Origin of the sequence: Aeromonas sp. QDB39 (genome assembly GCF_027707585.1) — a bacterium.
GTDB lineage: Bacteria > Pseudomonadota > Gammaproteobacteria > Enterobacterales > Aeromonadaceae > Aeromonas > Aeromonas hydrophila.
In genome coordinates, this window is sequence record NZ_JAPCIV010000058.1 from 1 (window position 1) to 16761 (window position 16761).

The window sequence follows — 16761 nt, forward strand, 5'->3', positions numbered from 1 at the left end:
GAGTGCCCACACAGATTGCTTGATTCAAATTGTTAAAGAGCGTCACGCTTGTCGCGTTGAGGAGGCGCATATTACGCTTCTCACTTCGAAAGTCAAGCGATTGTTTTCGCTTTTCTTTCGGCGCCCACTTCACTAGGAAGCTGGCTCATCAGGTTGGCGTGTTCTGCCGTGCTGGTAGGGGCGCATTATAGGGAGCCGCGCCGCGATGACAAGGCTTTTTTGAAGAAAGTCACGGAAACTTCAAATTATCCAATTAGAAACAGCTTACTCAGTGTATATATACAATGTTATCCACAAACCGATGATTTCAGACCGGTTTTATCATCATTTAGGTGGATCTTCCCCTCTCAAGGGATGCCATACTGGAACGGATAATATGTCCCAAGTGGTCCATGGTAGCGCCCGGCTGGAAAGCTGGTTACCATGGAGGTGAATAGAGTGTTGCACCTTTTTTGCTTTCATTTACAAAAGGTCTTTAAAGATGAATTTATCCAAGTTTCCCGTTTATGTGCAGGCGGCCATCCTTGCTCTGGTGTTGGCGCTGGTTGGTTATCTGGTTGCCCAGGCCCTGCAATTTTCTTTGAAAGCCGAAGTGATTTTTGCTGTGGGCTTGGCCATCGGCGGTTTCGTGGTACCGCTGTTCCTGAACCGTGCACCGGCGGGTGTGGCTGAACTGGCCTCCAGTCAGGAGACCTGCACCTTATATGTAGGCAATCTGCCATACCGTGCCAATGAGATAGCCGTGCGCGAATTGTTTGCCGAGCAGGGCCAGGTGATCTCGGTCCGCCTGATGAAGGACAAGGCCACCGGCAAGCGCAGAGGATTCGGTTTCGTGGAGATGCCCGCTGCCGATGCCGCCAAGGCGATCGCCGCACTCAACGACAAGGAGTATCAACAACGTACCCTTAAAGTACGTGAAGCCAATGACAAGCGGGACAAAGATGAGCGAGAAGGCAGTGAAGTGGATGCCTGACCGCTGGCAGGCAATCCGTTAGAACCTGACCTCTTCGAGTGATGACAGCCCCCAAGCTTGCAAGGGGGCTGTCAGTTTCCGGGTCTGGGCATCCAGCCGGGTGCAATAGGCCTTACCCCCGACATCTTCCAGCCGTGTTGGTGTCGTGACCAAACCGGCCAGCAGGTGAGCCACCCGCTTGGCGACCGCACTGCCGGAATCCACCAGCTGGCACGCAGGCATCAACTGCCGTATTTCTTCATCCAGCAAGGGGAAATGGGTACAGCCCAGCACCAGAGTATCCGGATGCTCTTCCCCTTCCAGCCAGTCCGCCAGTACTTCCCGCAACAGCGCCATATTGACCGGCAGACCCGCCAGCTTGTGCTCGGCCTCGACTACCAGCTCGGTCGCCCCCTTGAGCAGCACCCGCTTGCCCGGCGCAAACTGGGCGATGAGCTCGTGGGTATATTCACGGCTGACGGTACCCGGGGTTGCCAGCAAGCCGATGCAACCATTGCGGGTAAGCGCGGCCGCGGGCTTGATGGCGGGTACCACGCCGACGACCGGTACTGTCATGGCCGCACGCAGGGACGGCAGCGCTATGGTGCTGGCCGTGTTGCAAGCAATCACCACCAGATCGATATCATGCTCGACCACCATGTGGCTGACCAGTCTGGTACAGGCTTCGGTGAGGGCGGCTTCGCTCAGCTCACCATAGGGGAAGTTGGCGTTGTCGAAGCAATAGATATAGTTGTGTGCCGGCAATGCGCGGCGGATCTCGCGGTAGATGGTCAGCCCACCCATACCGGAGTCGAACACGAGAATATTGGCCACTTGAGCTCCCCTTTGCTGCAAGTCGGCGATCATACTCCCGCCGACCGCCAATAGAAAAGGCCCCACCAATGGCGGGGCCTCGCTTTTTATCTTCTCTTATATAGGCAGCGTTGCCGCTCAGAGACGGTAGTCTGCCGTCAACTTGAACTCGGTACCTGCCGACGCATAGCCATAGGCCGGGGCGTAATCACGATCAAACAGGTTGTCGATGCGACCACCCAGCGTGAACTGAGGCGTCACCCCATAGCTCGCCCCCAGGTTGATCAGGGTGTAGGAACCCAGCTCAACCCGCTCCGCCGGGAAGCTGCTGAAGTTCTTGTCATCCCGCTTGCCGACATAGAGCAGTTCGGTGGAGAGATCGACCGGGCCCAGTTGTACCTGAGTCAGCCAGCTGGCCTTCTGCTTGGCACGACGCAGCAGTTGCTGATCCCCGTCGTTCTTGTCTTCGGCCCGGGTGTAGTCAAAGCTCAGATCGTGGCGCAGTGGTCCGGTTTCCAGACCGAGCGCCACTTCCACACCGCGGATCTCGGCGTCGGTGTTGTCCGGTCGGCAGGTAGAGGACGCGCTTTGGCAGGCAATCAGATTCTGGATCTGGTTGCGGTAGAGGTTCAACGACCAATCCCAACCGGTGTAGCGACCGTTGAAGCCCAGCTCCAGGTTCTTGCTCTCTTCCGGTTTCAGCGCGGGGTTCTCATAACCCGGATAGTAGAGATCGAGGAAGGTCGGTGCCTTGAAGGCAGTACCGTAACTCAGGCGCACATTATGGTTGTCATCGAGATCCAGCCCGCTGGCCGCTGACCAGGTGTTGTGGCGGCCATATTGCTTGTTGTCATCGGTACGACCAGAGAGCTCCCACAGCAGGGCCTGCCAGCGGTAGCTGCCCACCACGAACAGACCCGTGTTGTCGCGATCCGGGGCATTGAATGACTGACCATAGCTGCGTGTATCGGATTTCAGCTGCTCCTGCTGCCAGTCAGCCCCACCGGTCAGGTTGAGCCCCTCGACACCACTCCAGCTGTTGATCCAGGAGAAGCGGGTCAGCCCGGTGTGGATGGGCTCCGCACTGGACTCCCCTTTGCTCTCCAGCCAGCTCTTCAGTTTGTTCTCGCCGTAGCTGGCCTCCAGCCGGCTGCTCAGCGCACCGCTCTGATACTTGAGGCCGCCATCGTACTGGAACGCCTGCACCCGGCTCTGATCGGCCGACTGATACGCATCATCCATCTCGGTCTGGTTGTCATAGCCCTGGGCGTTGAAATCGGCACTCCATGCGTCGTTGAAAGCATGATTCAGTCCGAACTGGCCGTTCAGGCTGTCAAAGCCATCCCGATCCGGCTGCTGGGCATTGGCCACCACGTCGAACCCATCGGTGCGCTCGTAGCCGATCATCATATTCATGTCGGTCTGCTGGCCCAGAGTCTGCACGGTACGCAGCTGGCCCTGACCGTAGCCATTGCTGCCCACACCGCCTTTCAGGTGGGTCTCGCTGCCATTCTTGGCGGATGTCTTGGTGATCAGGTTGATGACGCCGCCGATGGCGTCCGAGCCATACACGGCCGCCCGCGGGCCACGGATGTACTCGATGCGTTCGATATTGCCGAGCGGGATCTGGCTGAGATCCGGCGTGCCGGCCACCATGGCCGCGATGGGGCGCCCATTCATCAGCACCAGTGAATGGTTGGAGTTGGTACCACGGATGAACAGGCTGCTCATGTGGCCTCGGCCACCCAGGGTAGTGATCTGCACGCCGGGCAGCGTCTTCAGCAACGCTGGCAGGCTCTGCACCTGGCGGGACTCGATCTCGGCGCGATCGATCACCACAACGGGAGCCAGTACAGAGCTGATGGGTTGCTCCACCCGATTGGCGGTGATGACCAGGGTAGGATTGACGGGGATGGTGGTCTGGGCAAAGGCCGCCGTTGGCAACAGGGCAGCCGCCAATAATTTCTTGGACATGAGAGATCCTTAAGTTCGCGTAAGCATCTACTTCGTGGCCGGTTTCTCTCGGCCCGAAATACGAACTTTGGCAGGTCTTCGGGCTGGGGGGCTGATGGCCTACGGCGACGGCTTCCCACCTGTGGCAGTGCCCTGATGTCGCTTCGTTCCCCCTTACCGCTGCGCGCCAGCTCCGGATTTTCACCGGATTCCCTATTAAGCATGATGCGCCAAAGCGCAGGGATTATAGGCAGAGCAGAGGTGGATGTATAGCCATCCAGATTTCTATTTCTTGCCACCCAGTGCGGCCAACCGCTGCTTCGCACCCTCCATCACCGCCTGTACACCGGGATGGGAGAGGTGACGACCGGCCGACACCAGATAGTAGGAGAGCGTCACCTCGGTCAGGGTTGCAATCCGTTCGACACCGTAGAGTCGCTCGATCTCGTCGGCCATGGCCAGCGGCGCCGGAAAGATCCCCATCCCCGCCTTGCCGAACGACTTCATCAGGGTCGAATCATCGAACTGGCCGACCAGATGGGGATGGATGCCCTGCTGCCGATACCAGGCCAGCAGGCAGTCATGGGTCGCCGACTTCTCCCCCGGGATCAGCAGCGGCAACCCTTCGAGGGAAGCAGGAAAACCCTGCCGCGCCCTGGCAGCCAGCTCGGGGCTGGCAAACAGCGCCAGCGGGCTGCGTCCCAGCTCGTGGTTGTAGCCGCGCACCCCGCTGTCGGGGGGAAGCGGGCGATCGATCAGCACCATGTCCAGCTTGTGGCTGGCCAGCTCGCTGAACAGCTGTTCCGCCCGCTCTTCATGGCACACCAGCCGCAGCGGGGTGGCCAGCGCCATGGCGGGCGCCAGCAGCTCGAACGCCAGGGTGCGGGGCACGGAGTCGGCGATCCCCACCTGCATGGTCAGCTCCTGGCTGACATGGCGCAGGGTATGCTCGAGATCGGCGCCGAGCGAGAAGATGGCGCCGGCCTGTTCGAGCGCCTGGCGACCGGCGGCGGTCAGGGCAAGCCGCCGCCCCACCCGGTTGAACAGCGCTACCCCGAGGGAGAGCTCCAGCTCGGCCACCTGACCGCTGACGGTCTGCGGCGTGAGGTGCAACTGCTCGGCGGCCCGCGTCACACTACCGCTGCGCGCCACGTGCCAGAAGTAATAGAGCTGTTTGTAGTTGAGCATCGGGCCCCTTATCAGTTTTTACCGAACAATCATCAATCAAAATCTGATTTTATCGAAACATCTTGCACTCTAGCATGCAACCACCCTGTGAATTGCCTCCTGCGAACTCCCATGCTGGATGTTGTTGTACTCTTTTTCCTGTTTGGCCTGCTGGCCGGTCTGGTGCGCTCCGAGCTCAAGCTGCCGCCCGCGCTCTACGATACTCTCTCCCTCTTTCTGTTGCTGGCCATCGGCCTCAAGGGCGGCGTCGGCCTGGCGCAGCAATCGCTGCAACCGTTATTACCGCAACTGGCACTGGTGATCCTGCTCGGCATGCTGCAGACCCTGGCCGGGTTTGCCGTGCTGCGCCTCAAGATGAACCGGGCCGATGCCGCGGCCACCGCCGCCCACTACGGCTCGGTCAGCGTGGCGACCTTTGCGGTCGGGGTGAACTGGCTCACCGAGCGCGGCATCAGCTTCGAATCCCAGCTCTCCATCTTCCTGGCGGTGATGGAGATCCCCGCCATCCTGGTCGGCATCGTGCTGGCCCAGGGGATAAGCCGGCAGACCCGCTGGCGCCGGCTGGCCCATGAAACCTTCCTCGGCAAGGGAGTCACCCTGCTGCTGGGCGGCATGGCCATCGGCTACCTGGCCGGTCCCGACGGGATCGCCCCGCTCAAACCCCTGTTCGTCGACCTGTTCAAGGGGGCGCTGGCGCTGTTCCTGCTGGAGATGGGCCTCATCGTCGCCCGCCAGTGCCAGGACCTGCGCCGCCACGGCCTGTTCCTGCTCGGCTTCGCCCTGCTGATGCCGCTCGCCTCGGCTAGCCTCGGCCTGGTGATCGGCCAGCTGATGGGGCTCTCCCTCGGTGGCCTGACCCTGCTGGCTACCCTGGCAGCCAGCGCCTCCTATATCGCCGTGCCGGCCACCATGCGCATCGCCGTCCCTCAGGCCAATCCGGGCCTGTCGCTCAGCGCCGTACTGGGGGTCACCTTCCCGTTCAACATCATGCTGGGGATCCCGCTCTACCACAGCTGGGCCCGCCACTTCACGGAGTAGCCACATGCAGACCGAGATCCGCACCCTGCTCACCGTCATCACGGAAGCGAACCTGGAACCCACCCTGCTGCGCACTCTCACCCGAGAGGGGCTGCGCGGCTACACCATCACCGATGCCAGAGGCCGCGGCGACCACGGTGAGCGCAATGCCAGCTGGAGCGAGAGCGGCAACATCCGGCTGGAGGCGATCTGCAGCCGCGAACAGGCGGAACGCCTACTCGCCCACCTGCAGAGTCGCTACTACCCCGACTATGCCATGGTCGCCTTTTTGCAACCGGTCGAAATCGTGCGACCCGAAAAATTCTGAGCCGGCTTGCCGGCTCTTTTTGCCAACCAGAGACAAACGTTTGACTGCAAGGAGTCATCAGCCATGAATACCCCTCCCCTGATCGGCCTGGTAATGGGATCCGACTCCGACTGGCCCGTGATGCAGGCCGCTGCCCGCATCCTCAAGGAGCATGGCGTCCCCTATGAGGCGCGCGTGGTCTCGGCCCACCGCACCCCGGATCTGCTGTTCGAATATGCCGCCAGCGCCCGTGAACGTGGCCTGCGCGCCATCATCGCCGGGGCCGGCGGCGCAGCCCATCTGCCGGGCATGGTGGCCGCCAAGACCACCATTCCGGTGCTGGGTGTGCCCATTCCGACCCGCCAGCTCAAGGGGATGGACTCCCTGCTCTCCATCGTCCAGATGCCCAAGGGGGTGCCGGTCGCCACCTTCGCCATCGGCGAGGCGGGCGCCGCCAACGCCGGCCTGTTCGCGGTCTCCCTGCTCTCCGTCGCGCAAGACGGCGATGCCCCCCGCTACCAGCAGCAGCTCGACGGTTTTCGCGCCAACGAACGCGACCGGGTGCTGGCCCTCACCCTGGAGGACCCGGCATGATACTGCCACCCGCCACCCTCGGCATGCTGGGGGGCGGCCAGCTCGGCCGCTACTTCGTGATGGCCGCCCACCGCCTCGGCTACAAGGTGGTGGTGCTGGATCCCGATCCCGCCAGCATCGCCGGCGCTGCTGCCGATCACCATATTGTTGCCGCCTATGACGACCCGACCGCCCTGCACGATCTGGCCAGCCGCTGCGCCGCCGTCACCTGCGAGTTCGAGAACGTGCCAGCCACCGCCCTGGCCCTGCTGGAGCAGTACCAGCCGGTACGCCCGGCCGCCGGTGCCGTGCGCATCTGTCAGGATCGCCGCGAAGAGAAGGCCTTCTTGAGCAGAGCCGGCATCCCGGTCGTCCCCAACCAGACCCTGCAGCCGGGTGAGCCGCTGCCGACGCTGCCCGCCTCTCTCTTCCCCGCCATCCTCAAGACCGCCCGCGAGGGATACGACGGCAAAGGCCAGTGGACCATTCAGGCCGCCGACCAGCTGCCAGCAACGCTGGCCGCCAGCGGCGTACCCTGCGTGCTGGAACAGCGGCTGACGCTGGAGGGTGAGTTTTCCCTGACCCTGGCCCGCAGTCCGAGCGGTGCCATCGGTGCCCTGCCGCTGGTGCAGAACTGGCACAGCGGCGGCATTCTGGACCAGACCCGCTCCCCGGCCAAGGTGCCGGCGCTGGAGGCCGACGCCAGACGCATCGCCGAACAGCTGATCGCCGCCCTCGACTACGTCGGCGTGCTGACGGTGGAGTTCTTCCTGGTGGCAGGGAAGCTGCTGGTCAACGAGCTGGCGCCGCGCCCCCACAACTCGGGCCACCCCAGCCTCGACAACGCCGAGTGCAGCCAGTTCGAGCTGCAGGTGCGCGCCCTGTGCGATCTGCCGCTGCCCGCCCGGATCGCCGTGCGCCCCGCCATGCTGCTCAACCTGCTGGGGGATCTCTGGCAGGCCGGCACGCCCGACTGGGCCGCCCTGCTGGCACTGCCCGGCGTGCATCTGCACCTGTACGGCAAGGGGGAACCCCGCCCCGGCCGCAAGATGGGCCATGTCACCATCACCGCCGCCGACTGGCCAACGGTGGAAGAGACCTGCCACCGGGTGCGCCAGCTGCTGGGGCTGCCGCCACGCTGAGCGCTTAACCGTGCACAAAAAAAGACCCGGGCCAGGCCCGGGTCTTTTCATTGCTTGCTGCGACAGGCGGGTGATCAGGCCCGCTCCACCGATACCGGCGCCGGCAGGCGGATGGTGAGGGAGAGCACCAGCGCCACCACCAGCAACACCAGGATCAGGTTGAAGGTCGCCATGAAGCCGCCGAACAGGGAGGCTACGATGGAGCCGATGATGCTGCCCAGACCAAAGCCCAGATAGATGACGCCGTAGTTCTTGGTCAGGTTGTTGAGACCGAAGAAGTCGCTCACCAGCGAGGGGTAGACGGTGATGGTGCCGCCGAAACTGAACGCCACGCAGGCCACCGCCACGAAGAACAGGTTGGCGTTGAGCGGCACGAACAGCAGCAGCGCCATGCCGGCCAGGGTAATCAGCTGGGCGATGGTAATGACCCGGATGCGGGACATCTTGTCGGAGAGGATGCCCAGCACCAGCCGGCCGCCCAGGTTGGCCATGGCGATGATGGCGACGGCGTTGGCGGCGACCACGGCCGGCAGGCCCACCATGTTCTCGCCAATGTCCTTGGCCACGCCGATGACGTAGAGACCGCTCATGCAGGCGGTGAGGAACATCAGCGCCAGCATCCAGTACTGCGGCTTGCGCATCGCCTCGGCCAGGGTGAAGTCGCGGCTCTCGCTCTGCTGCACGGCGGCCGCCTGCTTGGGCGCATCCTTCATCAGCATGCCACCCACCAGCACCATGGACATGGCGATCAGCCCCCACAGCTGGAAGGTGGTCTCGAGACCGTTGCTGGAGAGCAGCAGCAGGTTGATGTACTTGAAGCCCAGGCTGCCGAGGCCGTAGGCACCGATGGAGCAGGCGGAGATGAGCCCCTTGCGCTCCGGGAACCACTTCACGCAGTTGGAGAGGGTCATCAGGTAGCCAGTACCGTCGGCAAAACCGACCAGGATGCCGGCGCAGAGGTAGAGCATCGCCAGGTTGCTGGCGTGGGCGGTGAGGAAGAAGCCGATGCCGAGCAGCACGCCGGCACCCAGGGTGACGTTGCGCACCCCGAACCGCTCCTGCAGCTTGCCCGCCAGGGAGGAGGCCACCGCCAACGAGAGGCTGAGCAGGCCGAAGGCGAAGGCGACCTGGCTGACCGGCTCGTCCAGCTTGTCGGAGAGCTGGGCGTTGAACAGGCTCCAGGTGTAAACGGATCCCAGCGCGAACTGGGTGATGATGGTCCCCAACAGGGTGAGGTAGCGGGTGCGATTCATCTCTTTGGTCATGATGCGTCTCGGTCAATGGCCTTAAGGAAACTGGGGCCACTATAGGCAAGACGCCACTCCCGCCGACCGATTAAGGCATGAAATGCAGATCGGCGGGAATGAATGACAATCAGAGCCGCATCAGCTGACGGAACGCCTTGATGTTGCTGCGGCTGACCGGCACCTCGAACGGCAAGTCATGGAGCCGGATGAGATAGGTGCTGTTGAACCAGGGCACTATCTCGCGGATCTTGTTGATGTTGACGCAGTAGGAGCGGTGACAACGGAAGAACCCCTCGGCAGGCAGCCGGCTGACGAACTCGCTGAGGGTCATGGTCATCACGTAGCGATCATCGCGGGTGTAGACATAGGTGAGCTTCTCGTCGGCTTCCGCGTAGTAGATCTGCTCGCAGGGGGTGACGATGATGCGCTCCCCCTTCACCAGATTGACGGTGCGATTGTGCGGCGTGCCCGGCTCGCTCCCCTGCCCCGTCTGCGACTTGCCAGCCAGCTCGAGCTTTTGCAGCAGACTGATGAGGCGCGGTTCGTTGTAGGGTTTGAGGATGTAGTCGAACGCCTCCAGCTCAAACGCCTCCACCGCAAACTCCTTGTAGGCGGTAACGAACACGATGTGGGGCGGATGGCTCGACTTGTGCAGGTTCTTGGCCAGCAGCAGGCCGTCAATGGAGGGGATCTGGATGTCGAGGAACACCACGTCCACCTCGTGATCCTGCAGGTATTTGAACGCCTCCAGCCCATCCTCGAAGCTAGCCACTATCTCGATGGTGCTGTGCTGCCCCACCAGGTAGGCCAGCTCCTCACGAGCCAGATATTCGTCTTCCACTATGATGGCTTTCAGCATGGCAATGCCTCGCGAGTCAGACACTTAACTTCCTCAATGATGGCCTTCAGCATGGCATCGACTCCTGATCCGGCAGATAGAAACTTACTTCGGTACCCGGCTCCAGCCGCTTGAGGTGCAGGCCATCGCCATAGAGCAGCTTGACCCGCTGATGAACGTTCATCAGGCCGATACTGCGGCTCTCCACCCGGCCGGCGGCGACCCCGTCGATCACCTCCTGGCTGATGCCGTAACCGGTATCGCGCACCGCCACCCGGATGCCGCCCGCCAGCTGCTTCACCTCAATGGTGACACGACCCGGCGCGCTGCGGGGCTGGATGCCGTGCAGGATGGCGTTTTCCACCAGCGGCTGCAACAGCAGGCTCGGCACCTGGATGTGCACGTCGTCCACCTCGAATACCACCTCCAGCTTGTCACCGAAGCGGGCCTGCTCGATAGCCACGTAGTCGCGCACCTGCTGCAGCTCCTCTTGGATGTCGATGAGGGTATCCCCCTTGTTGAGGTTGTAGCGCAGGTAGTCCGCCAGATTGGCGATCAGCTGGCGCGCCTGCTGGGGGCGAATGCGGATCAGCGACGAGATGGCATTGAGGGCGTTGAACAGGAAGTGCGGGTTGATCTTGCTCTGCAGCGCGGTGAACTCCGCCTTGCGGGTCATCTCCTTGAGCTGCTCGATGCGTGACACCTCCATCTGAGTGGAGATGAGCTGGGAGAGGCCCACCGCCATCTCCTTGAGGGAGCTGGTGATGCTGTGGGTGCGACGGTAGTAGATCTTGAGGGTGCCACTCACCGAGCCGTTTTCCCGCAGCGGAATAATGATGACCGAGTGGAAATCGGAGAGGTGATACTGGCGCAGATCGTTGTTGATGATGATCTGGTCCAACAGCACCGCCCGCTGGGTCATGTCGCTGATGGCGTGGTGCTCGTCCAGCTCGTAGTAATCCTTGCCCACCCCCACATAGGCCAGCACGTCGCGGGTGTCGGTGATGGCCACCGCATCGGCGCTGATCTCGCTGCGAATGATGGCGCACACCTGGCTCAGGGAGTGGCGATCGATGTTCTGGAAAAACGGCAGCGTCTTGTTGGCGATGTCGAGCGCCAGCTTGGCCTGCTTGGCGGCGATCAGCTCCTTCTCGTCATCCAGATCCTGCACCAGCTTGATGATGAGGCCGATGCAGAGCGCCCCGGCGATCATCGGGTAGGCGATGTGGCTGACGATCTCGACGCCCACAGCATGGGGCTCGGTCAGCAGCCAGATGAGCAGCATGGTGAGCCCTTCACACAGCATCCCCGCCAGAATGCCGTACAGCCAGAGCCGCGACTTGCGACAGCGCAGGTGCAGCCAGGTGGCGAGCAGGCCGGCAATGATGCTGGCGATGAGGCACGGGATCGAGGTGTGGCCATCCATGTCGATGAGATAGCGGTGCAGACCGGAGATGACTCCGGCCGGAATGCCGACCCAGGGACCGAACAGGATGCCGCCTGAGATGATGGCGATGATCCGCACGTTGATGAGGGCCCCTTCCACCGGAATGCCGGTATAGGTGCTGAACACCGCAAACAGGCAGAAGATCGCCGCCACCAGCACCAGCTCGGCCGGGGTGTGGTCCCGCTTCTGGAACAGCCGCTGGAACGGCCGGGTACGGGTCAGGAAGAACAGGGTCATCAGCATCAGCGCCGCCCGTTCGAACACCGCCAACAACATCATCTGATTTTCGAGCAAAGCTGGGATTCCATATCTATGACTAAAGAGAGGACAAGGCGCGGGATCATACCCCGTATCCCGTGTCAGCTCATTCCGAATAGTGGGGTACAGATTAAGCTTCGCCGCGGGCGGGTCGATAGATGAGTGACCCCCGGCAGCGGGGTAACCTCGATATCCAGGAGATAATCATATGTCTCAGAAAGGAGTTCTGGTGGCACTACTGGCTGGTTGCTGCACGATGGCGGCTCAGGCCGACACACAAACCAATCAGCTCACCTGGCCTGCCACCGCCAGCAAGAGTACCGGGATGGAAATTTCGCTCACCCACCCGGGTCAGCAACCGGTCAATTCCGTTTCCACATCCAGCCCGGTCCAGACCGAGGCCATCAACCTCAGCAATCCGGACTTCAACACCACCTATCAATTGCAGGCCCGCACCCTGTATGCCAGTTTGCCCGAACAGGCCGGCACCGACTTCAAGCTGGCGCTCAACGGCCAACCACTGCCACAACACCATGCCCTGCCTCTGACCCAGGCCACCCGCTACTTCCTCAGCTATCTGGCTCCGGCAGCCAAACCGGACCAGACTGGCGAAGCGGCCTATGAACTGCTGGTCTACTGGCACGGTTGACCATCCAGGAAGGCATGCCCGGCATGCCTTCATTTTCATTCCGGTTCGGCCTGCATTTGCATGATGGCCTGTCTGACAATCCCGTAGGCATGCTGCAACGGCTGCAATGCCCTCGGCAATCCCTGCGGCCCGAGCCCGGCAGATTCTGTCTCGCTGCACACGGCAACCAGTTTCATCGCTCCCATGATCCTGGCCCCACCCTTCAGACGGTGCACATAGCCGAGAAAACGGGCCAGTTCACCACCCTCTGCGGCTTGCTGCAGACCCAGCAGATCATCGTCGCTGGCCCGCACAAATTCATGCAACAAGGGCAGCATCAGCGCAGGCTGATTGCCGGTCAATGGTCCGAGACACTGCTTGATCTCCTGCACACAGCCCTCGATTTCCCGCTGCTCCTCATGCTGCATGTGGCGACACAGGCAGCGCTCCAGCTCTTCCAGCCCTACTGGCTTGAACAGGCAGTCGTCCATGCCGGCAGTCAGCCCCTCGCTCACCTGCTCCTGGCGGGCATCCGCCGTCAACCCCAGGATGAGGCAACGATGCGTACCCCGGCTCAGCTCCAGAGCACGATACTGGCGGGTCAGTTCAAAGCCGCTCATGCCAGGCATGTTGAAGTCGGTGATCATCACGTCAAAGGGTGTGTTGGCAGACAGTGCCAGCGCCTCGCGCCCCGACTCGGCCGCCGTGGCATCATGCCCGAGGTATGCCAGTTGCTGGCTGACCAGCAGCCGGTTGGTGGGGTGATCGTCCACTATCATGACCCGCAGTCGCCGGTGATGCCCTGTCATCGTGCCCAATGCCACGAGTGTGACTGATTCGACGGCGCTCGCCAGCGGCAATTTCATCTCGATGCTGATGCACGTGCCGTGGCCGGGCTCGCTCTCCAGCAGCAGCGAGCCTCCCATCGACTCGCACAGCGAGCGAGAGATCATCAGTCCGAGACCGGTCCCGGAGCGCTGGATGTGCTCGGGCTGCCTGGCCTGACCAAAAGGCTGAAACAGCCTGGCTTGCTCCGCAGGCGCAATCCCTATGCCCGTATCCCGGATCACCAGTTGCAAGGTGCACCAGCCGTCGCTGGTTTTTGATTGCAGCTCGACCCGCACCGATCCCTGATCGGTGTACTTGATGGCATTGCTGATGAGATTGGAGAGGATCTGCTTGTAGCAGATGCCATCAATCTGTACCCAGCGGGGCTCGCCGGCGGCGAGGTCCAGTTGCAGGTTCTTTTGTCTGGCCAGCGCAGTGAATACGGTGACCACCGAGGCCGTCAGCGCCGTGATTTCATGGGGTTCCGGCCTCAGTTCAAGCCGGCCGGACTCGATCTTGGATATATCCAGAATATCGCCAATCAGGCTCAGCAGATCCCTGGCCGAACCATGGGCGATGGAGAGTGAAGTCTTGTCCTCCTCATGCAGTCGATCGCGGCGCAGGGTCAGTTCCAGCAAACCAATGATGGCATTCATGGGCGTGCGGATCTCGTGGCTCATGGTGGCCAGAAAGGTCGACTTGGCACGATTGGCCTCCTGGGCATCCTGACTGGCCAGGGCCAGCTCTTCGAGCAGCCGCAGCCGCTCGCTCACGTCGATCCAGCCACCGATTCCGCCCTGAACATTTCCCTCCAGGTCATAGTAGGGCTGTACCCAGTGATAAACGGCCACGGACCCCGTCGCCATGGAGAGGCGATGATCCCCTTGCCTGGCACAGCGCACCGTACGCGCGGTGCTCAAATCCTCGAACAGGGGAGCCAGAAAAGGCCAGCGCTGCACATCGTCCGCCATGGTGGAGCCCAACAGACGGCTCTTCTCCTCGCCAAAGAAGCTGGCATAAGTGCTGTTGCAGAGCACCAGCCGATCCTCTCGATCTCTGGCATAGATGGGGTGGGGTGTGCCGTCCACCAGATCTTCGATGAACTTGAGCTGGGCACTCAAAGCCATCTCGGCTGCCCGGCGCTGGCGCACCTGTTTGTGCAAAGAGAGGCCCCATAGGCCGATCCAGATGGTCAGCAGCATGATCAAGGCAATGATGCCGCCAAATTCCCGTACCAGCTCCTGCCAGGTGATGGCCTCCTGCTGGGTACTGACGCGCCAGCGATTGGAGAGTCCCTCCAGCTCATCCGGCGGAATGATGGCAATCACCCGATCCAGAATGTCGCGCAACATATGCTGCTTGGGCGAAACGGCAAACGCCGCCCCGATCGGGATGGAGTCGAACAACTCTCCCGTGATGAGCAGACTGTCCGGAAACTTGCTGTTGATGTAGTACTTGGCGACCCGCAACGGCAACACGGTCACGTCGCAGGTCTCGGTCGCCACGCAGCGCAGCGCATCTTCGATCCGTTCGAACTTTCTGGTGGTCAGCTTGCCATACTCGTCCTCTATCGCCTGCTCGGAGATGAAGTCCTTGATAATGGCGACCGTACCGGTCTTGAGCAGCGTCTCCGGTGCCGTCGCCTCATGGCGGACCCCCACCACATAGGCCAGCGGGTCGAGCACAAAGGCACGGCTGAACAGGTAACGACTGCGACGCTCTTCCGATGGGCTCAACACCGCGATGTCCACCTGCCCACCATCCAGCAACTGCAACATCTGCCCTGGCGTCTTGACCGGCACCACCTCTATTTCCACCCCCAGCTTCGCTCGCAACACCTGCAGCAAATCGGCCACCACCCCGTGCAAGGTGTCATTGATGTCGAGAAAACTCAGCGGCGGCACCCCGCTGTTGACGGCCATCCGGATTTTTTTCTGCTGACCCAGCCAGGCCCACTGCTCGCTGGTCAGCTCGACCTTGCTGGCCCCGATAGAGAGGCCGCCGCCATTCCAGCGTTTGGCAATTTCCTCCCGCTTGCCTTCCAGAATTTCATCCAGCGCAATATTGATGATTTTTTTAAGCCGCTGATTTTTTCTTTCCAGCGAAAACGAAAAACCATGGGTGTCTATATAAAGAGGTTTCAGTAATTGAATGCTGTCTTGATAAAATTTATTGACGATGAAGTTCCCGGAAATCATGTCCAGCATGACGGCATCGACCTGGCCATATGCAACCGCAGAAAGTGCGCTATAACGAGAGGAATACATTTTTATCTGAACCTTGGGCAGGTAGCGCATCACATCCAGCGCCGGCAGATAATACTCCGGGACGGCCACCGTTCTTATATCACGCTCCTTTACGTGAATATTCTTATATATGGCCGGATCATCCGGCATATATTTATCGGTCAACAATAATTGCTGCTCTTCTTCATAGGCATTGGAGGTGCTCAGCAGATCGACCTCTCCCCGCTTGAGCGCAGCAATGGCCGCGGCGCGAGACGGCAGATTCTTTACGACGATCTCGACACGCAACAGATGACTCAGCATGCCGACAATGTCGGCGGTGACGCCTTCGTAAGCATTGGCACGCAGGGTGATGTCCATCGGAGGATTGTCGGGCATGGGTACCCCGAGCACCAGCCGGCCACGATTTCTCAACCACAGCCAATCTTCCGCATGCAGTGGCAGGGTCTGCTTCTCGAGGTACTCGCTGTCATTGCGCGCATAGACATGCAGATAGGGCGCCGCCAGCTCATGAGCCGAAGCCCATGAAGCGCAGCAACAGACCAGCAGAGCTGCAAACCAATGCCTCATGGTCACAGCAACTCTTGACGCTTGGCCAGGCTGATCAGATCAACCATGGTGGTGACATTGAGCTTTTGCATCAGCCGACTCTTGTAGGTGCTGACCGTCTTCTCGCTCAGCAGCATGCTCTCTGCAATCTGCTTGTTGGTGTGCCCCTGGCATATCTGCAACAAGACGCTCATCTCTCTATCCGAGAGTGCCGACAAGAGATCTTTCCGATCGACTTCATGGGCATTCTTGGCGCCAGCAATCACATCGCGAGGGAAATAAAGCTGACCTTTCCCTACCTTTACCAGCACTGTTTTCAGCAAGGAAAGGTCATCCAGCTTGGATATGAAACCGTTGGCACCGGCTTGCAGACAACGCACCATAATATGATGCGTAGCTTGTGCCGACAATATGACCACCTTGATATCAGCATCCATCTCTTTCAGTCTTTTGATCACCTCAATGCCGTCCAGCCGGGGAATTCCGATATCCAGCACGACCATATCAGGCTGATATTTCCGCGCCATCGAAACTGCATCAACACCATTATCAACTTCGGCAACAATATGATGATCATCCTGCTGCAGCAGGATATTTACAGCCATTCTGATGGCAGGGTGATCATCTACTACCAATATTTTTGCCATATACTTTCCTGTCATTACTCCATTTGATTCAACGTATATTAACTACAAAGTCGCGAATTCAGATAATAACTGCAACACCCATGGTGCATAGGAGAGAAGAGGCCAACTGCCGGTTCTGGTACGCTTCT

General features: G+C 60.8%; 14 protein-coding genes and 1 riboswitch. Of the genes, 6 read left to right on the forward strand and 8 right to left on the reverse strand.

The window, feature by feature from the left end:
- Positions 1-481 precede the first annotated feature (481 nt).
- Entirely contained in the window at positions 482-973 is a 492-nt protein-coding gene (locus PG899_RS22355; protein ID WP_011704113.1) for an RNA recognition motif domain-containing protein, read from the forward strand.
- An 18-nt stretch (positions 974-991) separates the two neighbouring features.
- On the opposite strand, the gene murI is transcribed toward PG899_RS22355, so the two are convergent.
- The 3 genes from murI to PG899_RS22370 all read right to left on the reverse strand — a co-directional run bounded on the left by murI (position 992) and on the right by PG899_RS22370 (position 4906).
- Positions 992-1786 carry a glutamate racemase gene (murI, locus tag PG899_RS22360; protein ID WP_017410537.1) on the reverse strand — a complete coding sequence of 265 codons (795 nt, stop codon included), beginning with the start codon at positions 1784-1786 and terminating at the stop codon, positions 992-994.
- Positions 1787-1903: 117 nt separating this feature from the next.
- Positions 1904-3739, reverse strand: a complete 1836-nt coding sequence (locus PG899_RS22365; RefSeq protein WP_077097877.1) for a TonB-dependent receptor domain-containing protein — start codon at positions 3737-3739, stop codon at positions 1904-1906.
- A 52-nt stretch (positions 3740-3791) separates the two neighbouring features.
- Positions 3792-3968, reverse strand: a riboswitch (cobalamin riboswitch).
- 35 nt (positions 3969-4003) lie between these two features.
- The gene (locus tag PG899_RS22370) at positions 4004-4906 is read right to left on the reverse strand and encodes a LysR family transcriptional regulator (protein WP_190283826.1); all 903 of its coding nucleotides are present in this window, start codon (positions 4904-4906) and stop codon (positions 4004-4006) included.
- Between the two features lie 111 nt (positions 4907-5017).
- Between PG899_RS22370 and PG899_RS22375 the strand changes: the two genes are divergently transcribed.
- The 4 genes from PG899_RS22375 (at position 5018) to PG899_RS22390 (ending at position 7945) form a co-directional block, all read left to right on the forward strand.
- Complete coding sequence (locus PG899_RS22375) at positions 5018-5944, forward strand: sodium-dependent bicarbonate transport family permease (protein ID WP_179101518.1); 927 nt, start codon at positions 5018-5020, stop codon at positions 5942-5944.
- A gap of 4 nt (positions 5945-5948) precedes the next feature.
- Positions 5949-6251, forward strand: coding sequence for a P-II family nitrogen regulator (locus tag PG899_RS22380; protein WP_005306985.1), 303 nt, complete (start codon positions 5949-5951; stop codon positions 6249-6251).
- A 63-nt stretch (positions 6252-6314) separates the two neighbouring features.
- Positions 6315-6824, forward strand: a complete 510-nt coding sequence (gene purE, locus PG899_RS22385) for a 5-(carboxyamino)imidazole ribonucleotide mutase (protein ID WP_011704108.1) — start codon at positions 6315-6317, stop codon at positions 6822-6824.
- Complete coding sequence (locus tag PG899_RS22390; protein ID WP_077097883.1) at positions 6821-7945, forward strand: 5-(carboxyamino)imidazole ribonucleotide synthase; 1125 nt, start codon at positions 6821-6823, stop codon at positions 7943-7945. The genes purE and PG899_RS22390 overlap by 4 nt, the downstream gene beginning before the upstream one ends.
- Positions 7946-8019: 74 nt before the next feature.
- On the opposite strand, the gene PG899_RS22395 is transcribed toward PG899_RS22390, so the two are convergent.
- From PG899_RS22395 to PG899_RS22405, 3 genes are all read right to left on the reverse strand, one after another.
- Positions 8020-9210: an L-lactate MFS transporter gene (locus tag PG899_RS22395; protein WP_016348936.1), complete on the reverse strand. Its 1191-nt coding sequence runs from the start codon at positions 9208-9210 to the stop codon at positions 8020-8022.
- Between the two features lie 109 nt (positions 9211-9319).
- A complete protein-coding gene (locus PG899_RS22400; RefSeq protein ID WP_011704105.1) occupies positions 9320-10051 on the reverse strand; it encodes a LytR/AlgR family response regulator transcription factor in 732 nt (243 codons plus the stop codon).
- 46 nt (positions 10052-10097) lie between these two features.
- Positions 10098-11771 (reverse strand): sensor histidine kinase, encoded by a 1674-nt coding sequence (locus PG899_RS22405; protein WP_162275801.1) that lies wholly within the window; start codon positions 11769-11771, stop codon positions 10098-10100.
- Between the two features lie 172 nt (positions 11772-11943).
- Between PG899_RS22405 and PG899_RS22410 the strand changes: the two genes are divergently transcribed.
- Complete coding sequence (locus PG899_RS22410) at positions 11944-12384, forward strand: hypothetical protein (protein WP_077097885.1); 441 nt, start codon at positions 11944-11946, stop codon at positions 12382-12384.
- Positions 12385-12419: 35 nt separating this feature from the next.
- On the opposite strand, the gene PG899_RS22415 is transcribed toward PG899_RS22410, so the two are convergent.
- Together PG899_RS22415 and PG899_RS22420 are read right to left on the reverse strand one after the other, a co-directional pair.
- On the reverse strand, positions 12420-16007 hold the full coding sequence (locus tag PG899_RS22415; protein WP_190283825.1) for an ATP-binding protein: 3588 nt from the start codon (positions 16005-16007) through the stop codon (positions 12420-12422).
- Between the two features lie 2 nt (positions 16008-16009).
- Positions 16010-16633 carry a response regulator transcription factor gene (locus tag PG899_RS22420; protein ID WP_017410528.1) on the reverse strand — a complete coding sequence of 208 codons (624 nt, stop codon included), beginning with the start codon at positions 16631-16633 and terminating at the stop codon, positions 16010-16012.
- Between the last annotated feature and the right edge of the window lie 128 nt (positions 16634-16761).